The organism is Archangium sp. (assembly GCF_036277355.1).
GTDB lineage: Bacteria > Myxococcota > Myxococcia > Myxococcales > Myxococcaceae > Archangium.
Genome location: NZ_DASUNC010000087.1, coordinates 1 through 6,798, shown reverse-complemented (window position 1 = coordinate 6,798; position 6,798 = coordinate 1). Strand labels below are relative to the sequence as shown.

5 protein-coding genes are annotated in these 6,798 nt (G+C 67.4%); 2 read left to right on the top strand and 3 right to left on the bottom strand.

Annotated features, from left to right (window positions below):
- Positions 1-130 precede the first annotated feature (130 nt).
- Together VFZ09_RS23150 and VFZ09_RS23145 are read right to left on the bottom strand one after the other, a co-directional pair.
- Positions 131-382: a hypothetical protein gene (locus VFZ09_RS23150; protein WP_329729817.1), complete on the bottom strand. Its 252-nt coding sequence runs from the start codon at positions 380-382 to the stop codon at positions 131-133.
- A gap of 353 nt (positions 383-735) precedes the next feature.
- On the bottom strand, positions 736-954 hold the full coding sequence (locus tag VFZ09_RS23145) for a hypothetical protein (RefSeq protein ID WP_329729816.1): 219 nt from the start codon (positions 952-954) through the stop codon (positions 736-738).
- Between the two features lie 764 nt (positions 955-1,718).
- Here VFZ09_RS23145 and VFZ09_RS23140 point away from each other — a divergent pair.
- Positions 1,719-2,741: a collagen-like protein gene (locus tag VFZ09_RS23140; RefSeq protein WP_329729815.1), complete on the top strand. Its 1,023-nt coding sequence runs from the start codon at positions 1,719-1,721 to the stop codon at positions 2,739-2,741.
- 433 nt (positions 2,742-3,174) lie between these two features.
- Here VFZ09_RS23140 and VFZ09_RS23135 read toward each other — a convergent pair whose 3' ends face one another.
- A complete protein-coding gene (locus VFZ09_RS23135; RefSeq protein ID WP_329729814.1) occupies positions 3,175-4,431 on the bottom strand; it encodes a hypothetical protein in 1,257 nt (418 codons plus the stop codon).
- Between the two features lie 236 nt (positions 4,432-4,667).
- On the opposite strand from VFZ09_RS23135, the gene VFZ09_RS23130 reads away from it, so the two are divergent.
- Complete coding sequence (locus VFZ09_RS23130) at positions 4,668-6,620, top strand: trehalase family glycosidase (RefSeq protein WP_329729813.1); 1,953 nt, start codon at positions 4,668-4,670, stop codon at positions 6,618-6,620.
- The last annotated feature ends 178 nt before the right edge of the window (positions 6,621-6,798 follow it).

Sequence of the window (6,798 nt, the reverse complement as noted above, 5' to 3'; positions counted from 1 at the left end):
GTCATCGGCTCTGTGCAGGCTCCCCCCTCGCGATCAGCTCGCGGCTGCTCGCCTCCGGTGGGCGCCTGTAGGCGGGACTATACTTCAGCCGTAGGTCCTGGTGGGATAACCTCTCTCGTAGGACTTTGAATCAAGCCTGGGTTGGACCCACGGGAGGGAAGTCCGGCCCTTTTGGCTCCGGCTTGGGCCTTTTTTCCGGCGAGGGTTCCTGCGGAGCGGGCCGCGTTTCAGGCGCGGGCTTTGCGTCTTCTTGAACGGCCCATTTCAGCTCATACACATCCAGCGCCTCTTTGATGGCGAATCCCACCACCACCACGCCCGCGACGATGACCGCTCCCACGATGATCTCCGGCGCCGCCAGGACACAGAGTCCGACGCCCACTGCCGCACCTGCGGAGGCGACGGCGCATCTGCCCGTGATGTCCCGAAACCGAACCCTTTCATGGTCCAGAGTGTGGTAGCACCTCTCCGCCAGCACGGGCCAGGGCTCGGAAGCCTCCTGGACGGCGCATCGCCCCCCATCTGTCCAGGGCAGCGTCGCCGCTCGCTGGAGGTTGGCGAGCCCCGGGTCCCGGGCCGCTGGCTGTGTTGGGCTGGGCGGTGACGTCGTACAGGCTGAGAGAAAGAGCAGAAGTGCGATGCACGCTCGGAGACGCATGGCCGGACCCTCCAACCGATTCAAGACCTGAATGGTCCTCGCGGGGCGGTTCGGAGTATGGCAGCGCGCCCCTACATTCACGAACGCTCGCAAGGGGAGCGGTAGGGGGGCGAGGGCAAGGTGGCATGGCTGATGCCGTACTGCCCCTGGTGCGCCACGACGCAGCGCTGGCGGCCCTCCATCGAGGAGGGGGCGCCCGCGTGCGTGGGGTGCGAGGCGAAGCTCGAGTCCACCTGGGCTTTCTGTACCACGTGCGGCGAGGAGGCTCCGCTGCCCGAGGAGTGCTTCTCGTGCACGGCCTCGCTCGAGCAGGGCGACTGCGCCGCGTGCTGCGAGCACTGCCGGCGGGTTGGGCTTGCTCCCGTTGCGTGGACAGTAGGGTTATGTCCCTCGCTGGAGCGATCTCAACACAGCTCAGCGTGGGGCAGGGGCCGATGTAACCGGCTGGAACTCCTGCGAAAACCGCTCTCGACCGCCCTGGAGTGCTCTCGCCGGAAGCCTCCGGCGGCGGGTTCGATTCCTGCCGCCTCCAATAGAGGTTGCCCACCGCCTTGAGTCAAACCCACTCCTAACGAGGAGGCGTGGCGCGCACCCCTCTGGCTTGCTTCACGTACGCCAGCACCTACTGCCTGCCTCCACACCTGATGCAGGTGAACACGTCCAACGCGAGCGTCCTGCGCAGCAGCCCCGCCTGGTCTACTGGCGGCGTCCTCTCCTTTTGCTCCGCTCCTTCCTCGCCCCTGCCTCCGGCGCCACGCTCGCCTCCTCTGCTCCTACTGGGGGCGCGTCTCGCTCCTCTCCTCCGCACCTGCTTTGGGGAGCAGCCCTCCTGCACTCGACAGCAGCCCTCCTCTGTCTTTCTGCTCTCGCTCGTCCCCTTCAGCATCCTTGCCCGTGGAGCGGCCTGGCCGGGATGCCTCCTATCGGAGCATGCATCGGCACAGGGTATATAACCGCTTCAGCGTGGAGCTCGCCCTCGGGTCACTAGAGTCCGAGGGGTTTTTGAAAGGAACTCCAAGCCGGCCCACGGCTGCCATTGAGCGGCCCTTGAAGAGGAAACATGAAACGATTTGTGGCATTTATGCTTGTCTTTGTGTTTTCAGTGGTTGGGAGAAGAGTTGAGGCGCAGCAACTCCCTCCTGCCCTCAAGATTCTTGCTGTCGAGCTTGATTATGTGAACAAGCGCATCTTCATTGACGGGCGGAACTTTGGATATACGCTGCCCGTAGTCGAGTTGTATGAGCAGCCTCTCGCCCTGCTCCAGAGCGACGACACCTTCATTGTCGCTCGGATGCCGAATCTGTTCTTGAAAGCGAGGGGGGAATATCTCCTGACGGTCTCTGCCGGCACTGCCGATTGCGAGAACGACGGCCACATCGTCACCTTTGGAGAAGTGGGGCCTCAAGGCCTGGCCGGTCCTCCAGGGCCTACTGGTCCACAAGGCCCGCCGGGCGTGGCTGGCGCCACAGGTCCACAGGGACCGAAAGGAGATACGGGCGCGATGGGGCCGGCCGGACCTCAAGGCCCCATGGGACCGGCGGGCCCTCAGGGAGCGCCCGGCCCGCAAGGTGACACCGGCCCGCAGGGACCGCCCGGTCCGCAGGGGATTGTCGACTTCCAGTACGCGCAGACCAGCCAGCCACTGAGCCTCCCTAGTACTTTCCCGTGGAATGATTCAATTCCGCAGATCACGCAAGGCAACCAACTTCTCACTGTGACCCTCACGCCGAAGACCGCAACGAATGTCCTGGTCTTCGAGGGGCTCGTACATTGGGCCGAACCTACGAACCATAGTGACCATCTCACTATCGCCATCTTTCAGGAAGGCATGTCTGATGCGATCGCCACGTTCTCTGATGGTGCAACCAATGGCTATGCGCGATGCGCCGCCGACAGAATCTATCCCCAGATATGCACTCAACCATTCCGCTTTGTTGCCCTTGCTGGTGCGACCTCAACGAGGACCTATCAGCTGCGAGTTGGTCTTAATGCTGGTAACGTCTTGATCAACACCAGCTTCAATGGTCGCAAGCACGGTGGCAAACTCCACTCGACATTCTCTGTCATGGAGATCGCGAAGTAGCTTGCATACCAGCGCTTGAGGTGAAGCGACTGGTCCGTAAGCTGAAAATACATCGGGGGCCGACCCGCTGTGGAGACCGACCCCCCATGAGGCATATAGGGGGGATAGAGGCCATGTTGAGGGTGAGGGATGGAGCGGGCCGCGTCCCAACTCGCCTGCATCCGCCAGCAGCGTGGCGAGGTTGTCTCGCACCGCCGCATACAACACCGTCCCCTCCGGCCGTATCCGCCGGTACTCCCACCCGTGCTCCCCCACCAGCCCCTCTCCAGCCACACCTCGCCAGGGCACACGCTACCGTCAGGCTCCCACGAGACTCCGCCAGGCCCCCTCTGGAAGTGCCAGGCGGCGGGTTTGATTCCCGCCGCTTCCAGCATCCTCGCCCGAGGAGCGGCCTGCCAGGACCGAGCCCTACCGGAACAGGTTCTTGGGGGGCTCAGGGCTCGGCGGTGGGATCCACGATCGGCTCCGGCATCACCCAGAGCGCCGAGGGCGCGCCGTAGGCCTGCTCGAAGGCGTAGAGGATGCCCGTCCAGCGATCCCAGAAGACGGCCCAGCTGTACTCGGTGGGCGGCGAGGTGAGGATGCTGCCATCCCGGTCCGGCTGGCTGTACGCGTAGTCGGAGTAGTTCCACTCGAGGGTGCCGAAGTCCGTGGTGAGCAGGGGGGTGAGGGCCTCCAGCAGCGCGGAGCGGGACACCTCGTCCGGGTGGGCCACGGCCGGAGTGAAGACGGGCTGGGCCATGTCATGCTGCTCGCGCCAGGCCACGTAGTTGTTGCCCAGGGCGATGAGTGCGTCGCGCGCGGCCGGAGCCGGCGCCAGGCGGGCCTCCTCGTAGAGCGCGAAGGCCGCCACCAGCAGGCTCTTCCAGTGCATGCCCGGGAAGAGGGTGGCGAACTGGTACGGCCGGGGCGTGTCGTTCACGTGGGCCAGCGCGTACGAGTACGCGAACTGCGACTCCTGCGGCACGGCGTCCGGGAGCGAGAACTCCGACAGCACTCGCGCGGGGGTGACGTCGCCGGTGACGCTCCGGCGCCAGTCCAGGTAGAGGAGCGCCGAGCCGCCGATGTCCGAGAAGATGGCGAGGTTGCCCTCGTGCAGCGTGCGCTCCAGGGTGAGGACCACGGACTCGGCCCTGTCGAGCGGGAGGACGGCCGGCGCGCTCCAGTAGAGCGAGGCGAAGCGCGACGCGGTGGTGGAGAAGGTGCGCGGATCGGCGAGCGCCTCGCCATTCATGGCCGTGGTGAGCGAGGCCAGCGAGGCGGCCGCGTCGGTGGGCAGCCCCCGGACGACGAGCTCCAGGGCGAGGTTCTCCACGGTGACCCGCACGGTGCCGGTGATGCCCGCCCGGTCGAGCGCGTGGAGCACCGACAGGGAGGGCTGGCCCCGGGCCGCCTCGATCATCCGCCGCGCGAGGGCCGCGCCGAGCATGCCTTCGCCACCGGTGCGGGAGGCGTGTGGCGCGAAGACGAACCAGTTGGGCCGCACGTTGCTGCTGCCTCCGGGCTGGAGCGTCGGATCCAGCAGTCCGCTCAGCTCATAGGCGATCTGGATGTAGCCCTCGGTGATGCGCTGGTTGTCCTCCAGCGGCGTGGGGGGCTCGTCGGCGCGCGCGGTGGGGGCCATCGCCACGGCGGCCAGCAGCAGCGCGGAAGTGGCGAGGGGACGGAGGAACGACGGAAGCAGGTCCACGGTGGATCTCCGAGGGTGTGGGGGTCGGGTGGAGCGGGGCGGAGGGTAATCAGCGTGTGGGGGTTCCACAGCCCTTCGTGGAGCGCTCACTCCGACTGTGTATGTATTTGGAAGTTTGAGCTCAAAATAGATCAAACGTCAGTCCGGCGGAGAAGCGGGCGGGCTTCATGCGGTGCATTGGCACCGGGACGGACTCGTGTACCTTGCACGGAGCTTCCTCTCCGAAGGTCGACAGAGTGCCCATCCGGACGCCGTCTTCGCGCCTCTCCCGTTCTTCCATCACCCTCCAGAACCGTCTGTCGCAGCGGCTCGCCCGCGAGCGCGCGCCGGAGCCCCTGGACACGCCAGCGGTCCTCTCCGCCACCACGTCCACCGCGCGCCGCGCCTTCGAGACGTTGATGGCGTTGGATCTCGACGGTGACGGCCGCCTCACGGAGCGGGATGCCGGACGGGCCCGGGACGCGGGCCTGCGCTTCGCGGTGGACCTGGAGCTGGCTCCGGGCATGCGCCTGGAGCTGACCGGGGCGGAGCGGCTCTCGCACGCCGCGGATGTGCTCGCCGAGGAGCTGCTCGCGGGGCGCGGTGAGTCCATCGGGCTGCCCGTGGAGCGGATGCTGGAGCCGCGCACCCAGACGCTGCGCCGGTTGATCGACGAGGGCTGGCAGGGGCTCGTCCGCCGCTCGGATCAGGTCGAGGACCTGAAGAAGGCCCTGCGGGTGATGCCGGTGAAGGATCCGGAGGGCAGGCAGCGCGTGTACGTGCCCGCGCGCGATCGCAAGGCCCTGAAGAAGCTGCGCGCCGAGGCGCGGCGCTCCGGCGGCCTGGAGATGGTGCCGCTCCAGAAGCCCCGCGACGCGAAGGACTGGGAGGCGCTCATGCGCCAGCCCGGGATGCTCTACCTGCCGCGCCCGTACATCGTTCCGGGCGGCCGCTTCGTGCAGATGTTCGGCTGGGACAGCTACTTCAACGCCCGCGGTGCCCTGACCTCCGGCCACTACGGGCTCGCGAGGGACATGCTGGAGAACCAGCTCTACGAGATCGAGCACTACGGGAAGATTCCCAACTCGAACCTGAGCTACCACCTGTCGCGCACCCAGCCGCCGCTCATGCCCCGGCTGGCGCTGGAGCTGCACGCGGTGCGCGCGGATCGGCGGCTGCTCAAGCGCGTGGCCCGGGCGGCGGAGCAGGAACTCGAGACCGTCTTCCGCACGGGTGCTCGCGCCACCCCGAGCGGGCTCTCCCGCTACAAGGACGACGCCGAGGGGCCCGACGCCGAGGACCTGTCGAAGTTCTACGCGGACTCGCGGCCGGACGACGCCGGGTTCCACCGCCATGACCGGGCCATCCGCGAGAGCGGCTGGGACATGTGCCACCGCTTCGGCAAGGCCACGCACCACCATGAGCCGGTGTGCCTCAACTCGCTGCTGTTCCAGTACGAGATGGACGTGGCGGGGATCCTCCGGCAGGTGGAAGGGGAGGACTCGCTGAAGGCGGCGCGGTACGCCCGGGCGGCGAGGGCTCGGGCGCGCATCATGCGCACGCGCTTCTGGGACGCGGAGCAGGGGCTGTTCTTCGATTACGACTTCGTGGCCGGACGCCGCTCCCGCTACGAGTGCCTGGCGGCCTTCTATCCGTTGTGGACGGGCTGTGCCTCGCGAGAGGAGGCCGCGATGGTGGCCGCGGCGCTCCCGCGCTTCCTGCATGACGGAGGCCTGACCTCGAGCAGCCGGGCCTCGCGCGAGGCGGCGGGCGGAGAGGATCTGCAGTGGGATTGGCCGTTCGGGTGGGCGCCGCACCAGATCATCGCGGTGGAGGGCCTGCGCCGGTACGGCTTCCATGCGGAGGCCGATGCGGTGGCCTACCGCTGGCTGTCGATGGTGTTGGACATCGCGGGGAGCCACAACGGCCTCATCAAGGAGAAGTACGACGTGGTGAGGCGGTCGGCTGAGGTGGCCGTGGAGTACGGCAACCAGGGCGCGGATCGCGGAGCGCTGCTGGCCCCCAGGTCCGAGCGGACGTTGGGCTTCGCCTGGACGAACGCCTCGGTGGTGCTGTTGATGGACGGGCTGTCTCCCGGGCTGCGCGAGGCGCTCGATGCGGGGCTGCCCGCCGACAGGGTGCTCGGTCCGCGTGACGAGGGCGGCCGGGGCCGCTCGCGGAAGAAGCGGGCCTCCCAGTCCGTCGCGTGATCGCGGGAGGGACCTCCCGGGCGCGCTCGTTCCAAAGTTGTCCAACAGTTGGAGTGCGCCAGGCGAAGCCTGGGTGAGGAGGAAGCGATGTAGGAGCGGAAACTTCACGAAGGGACCCTGCGGGTTCAAACCCCGCCCGGCAAAGGAGGCCGCCAGCCGGAAGCGAGTCTTGCGTGGT